Here is a 3403-nt window from a genome sequence, read left to right on the forward strand (position 1 = left end):
GCGCATGATACGCCGCTTTCACGCGTTGCCTCCGACCATCTGCCGCTGACGGCCTTCGTTCGTCTATAGGCCTGTCGTGCCCCGGCCTTGTTGTGCATGGCCTTGAAAAGCTCGGGATTCATTTTGGAACGCTAATTCTTTCTGCGAGTTGATACGCATTGAACCGCAGGAGGACGAAACATGAAGAAGTTATTCTTGGCTTCCATGGTGGCATTGGCCGCCACAGCCGCAGTCATTGCGCCGACACAAGCCGCAAGCGTGATTATCCAGTCGGATGACGGCAACCAGTATTCACCCGATAATAACGACCAGATCGTCGTTCGCCGCCATCACCGGCACAACAACAACGACGACCAGTATGGCGACGACCAGAACGTGCAATATGATAACAACAACGATGGCGAGTATCGTCGCCACCACCGGCATCACCGCTGCCACATCGAGATCATCAAGCACTGGCGCCACCATCACAAGGTGATCGAGCAGGTCCGCGTCTGCACCTGACCCACCCATGAATTCGCGGCCCCATTAGCGGCAAGCCGCCTGCGCCGTTTCCGACAGGAAGCGATCCGCAGTTGCAAGCGATGATGCGGCATAGCCACGTCCCTTGAAACGGGCGTGGCTATGCCGCATTGCACAATTTCGCGGCGTTGCCCACAATGCAGGCATGGTCCGATCCTCCCTAGCCGTCCTGGTGATCGACGAAAATCGCATCCGCGCCTCGATCATCGAGGCCGGCCTGCGCGAGGCCGGCCATCAGCGGGTCACCGTCATCCATGACGTGACCGGCATTGCGCGACGGATCGCCGAGATCGARCCCGACGTTATCGTCATCGATCTCGAAAAYCCCAACCGYGACATGCTCGAAAACATGTTCCAGCTGTCRCGYGCSGTAAARCGGCCGATCGCCATGTTCGTCGACCGCTCCGACCAGGCCTCKATCGAGGCCGCGGTCGATGCCGGCGTCTCGGCCTATGTCGTCGACGGGCTCAGGCAAGAGCGCGTCAAGCCGATCCTCGACATGGCGGTGAGCCGCTTCAATGCCTTCTCGCGCATGGCGCGCGAACTGGAAGAGGCGCGTAGCGAACTCGAGAGCCGCAAGGTCATCGATCGCGCCAAGGGCATATTGATGAAGTCGCGCGGCCTCTCCGAAGAGGCCGCCTATACGCTGCTGCGCAAGACGGCGATGAACCAGAACCGCAAGATCAGCGACATCGCCCAGAGCCTGGTGACTGCCGCCGGGCTGCTCGGACCAGCGGAGGACGAATGAGCATGGGCGCCGAGCACCAGATCACCGCCGGYTTCATGCCGCTCTTCGACAGCGCCGTGCTGGTCGCCGCAAGCGAGTTGGGCTTCGCCACACGTGAAGGCATTGACCTCACGCTGCACCGCGAGACGTCCTGGGCCAACATCCGCGACCGCATCGCCATCGGCCACTTCGATCTTGCCCATATGCTGGGACCGATGCCGCTCGCCTGCAATCTCGGGCTGACGCCGCTCGCTTCCGAAACCATCGTGCCGTTCTCGCTTGGGCTCGGCGGCAATTGCGTCACCATCTCCAACGCGGTGTGGGACGGCATGGCGGCGCATGGCGCTGAACCCGATCTCGATCCGGCGCGCGCGGGGAAGGCACTTGGCGCATTCATCCGTGAGCGGGTGGTGGCCGGCCACGACCCGCTTCGCTTTGCCGTCGTGCATCCGCATTCCGGGCACAATTACGAACTGCGCTACTGGCTTGCCGCTTGCGGCATCGATCCCCAGCGCGAAATCGAGATCGTCATCGTACCGCCTCCCTTCATGGCCGACGCATTGGCCGCTGGGCGCATCGACGGCTACTGCGTCGGTGAGCCCTGGAACAGCGCCGCGGTCGCCGCCGGCACCGGCCATATCGTCACCGTCAAGGCGCTGTTGTGGAAGAACAGCCCGGAGAAGGTGCTCGGCGTGCGCAAGGCCTGGGCGGACGAGAATCCCGGGGCTCTGGCGGCACTGCTGCGCGCGCTGCATCATTCGGCGCGCTGGTGCCAGGATCCGGCCAACCACGCCGAATTGGCTGCGGTGATGGCGCAACCCGGTTTCCTCGGCCTGCCGCCAGCGGTGCAGATGCCGATCCTGACCGGCCATCTCCGATTGGGCGGCGGGGCGGAGCTGGAGATCGACGATTTCTTCCTGCCTTTCGACAAAGCCGCAAACTTTCCGTGGAAGAGCCATGCGCTTTGGTTTTACACGCAGATGGTGCGCTGGGGCCATGTGGCGCACACGCCTGAGAACCTCGCCATTGCGCGCGAATGCTATCGGCCCGACCTCTACCGCTCGGCTCTGAAGCCGCTCGGCGTCGCCCTTCCCGGCGCCAATGCGAAGGTCGAAGGCGCGCTCAAGGTCGCCACCGCGGTCGGCGCGACCGGGGCCGGCCTGGTGCTTGGTCCGGACGGCTTCTTCGACGGCCAGATCTTCGATCCCGATGAGATCGAAACGTATATCGAGAAGCAGAAATCGGCACGCGCGGACGCCTGATCGTTTTCGCGCCATTCTTGTGCATTGCACAAAAATTGTGCGTGCAATTGCTCTAATGAACAATCTTTGGCCTGCTCACCATATCGCCTGGCGCGTCGGCGGCGTGCACTTATCGTTGATTCCATTGATGTTTTCTCATTCTCCGCAAACTGGCACGGTTCGTGCTTTGAAATAGCCAAGGCCCTTCGTGGGTCACGGAATAGGYGTCCAATGGCGGGCGCCCACAGGCAAAGCTGCCGCTCAGGTCGACACGCGATCCCGGATGTACGGACGCGCGAAGACCTGGCCGGCGGCTTTTTTGTTTTGAAATCGCGTTCAACCGGAGACGACGATGAAGAAGACGATGAAGAATTGGATCGGGACGGGAACGTCGCTTGGGGATGTGACGCGTCGCGATTTTCTGGTCAGCAGCGCCATGACGGCCGGCCTGTTCATGGTGGCCCGCAAACTCTTCCCCTCCGGCGCCTATGCCGCCACCTCCGCGCCGGAGGTTACCGGCGCCAAGCTCGGCTTCATCGCGCTGACCGATGCCGCGCCGCTGATGATCGCCAAGGAGAAAGGCCTCTTCGCCAAGTTCGGCATGCCCGATGTCGAGGTGCTCAAGCAGGCGTCCTGGGGCGCGACGCGCGACAATCTGATGCTCGGCGGTGCCGCAAACGGCATCGACGGCGCCCACATCCTGACCCCGCTGCCTTACCTGATGCACACCGGCAAGGTGACGCAGAACAACCAGCCGATGCCGATGGCGATCGTGGCGCGGCTCAAYTACGACTGCCAGGGCATTTCGGTYGCSCAGGAATATGCCGCCACCGGCGTCGGCCTCGACGCCTCCAAGCTGAAGRAYGCCTTCGCCGCCAAGAAGGCMGMSGGCAAGGACATCAAGGCCGCCATG

At 62.5% G+C, this 3403-nt stretch carries 4 protein-coding genes; all 4 read left to right on the forward strand.

Going from position 1 to position 3403, the window contains the following annotated elements; all coding sequences use genetic code 11:
- Positions 1-180 precede the first annotated feature (180 nt).
- Positions 181-504, forward strand: a complete 324-nt coding sequence (locus AC1DX0_RS33190) for a hypothetical protein (protein ID WP_477219886.1) — start codon at positions 181-183, stop codon at positions 502-504.
- A 163-nt stretch (positions 505-667) separates the two neighbouring features.
- Positions 668-1270, forward strand: coding sequence for an ANTAR domain-containing response regulator (locus AC1DX0_RS33195; RefSeq protein WP_027045429.1), 603 nt, complete (start codon positions 668-670; stop codon positions 1268-1270).
- 2 nt (positions 1271-1272) lie between these two features.
- Positions 1273-2511, forward strand: a complete 1239-nt coding sequence (locus AC1DX0_RS33200) for a CmpA/NrtA family ABC transporter substrate-binding protein (RefSeq protein ID WP_477220285.1) — start codon at positions 1273-1275, stop codon at positions 2509-2511.
- 343 nt (positions 2512-2854) lie between these two features.
- On the forward strand, positions 2855-3403 hold a 549-nt coding region (locus tag AC1DX0_RS33205), incomplete at its 3' end, for an ABC transporter substrate-binding protein (RefSeq protein ID WP_477358593.1).

The sequence above is a fragment of the Mesorhizobium sp. P3_A9 genome (genome assembly GCF_056402975.1).

Excerpts from the sequence above, each read along its gene's own strand:
- AC1DX0_RS33190 (WP_477219886.1), top strand. The coding sequence starts at position 181 with ATGAAGAAGTTATTCTTGGCTTCCATGGTGGCATTGGCCGCCACAGCC.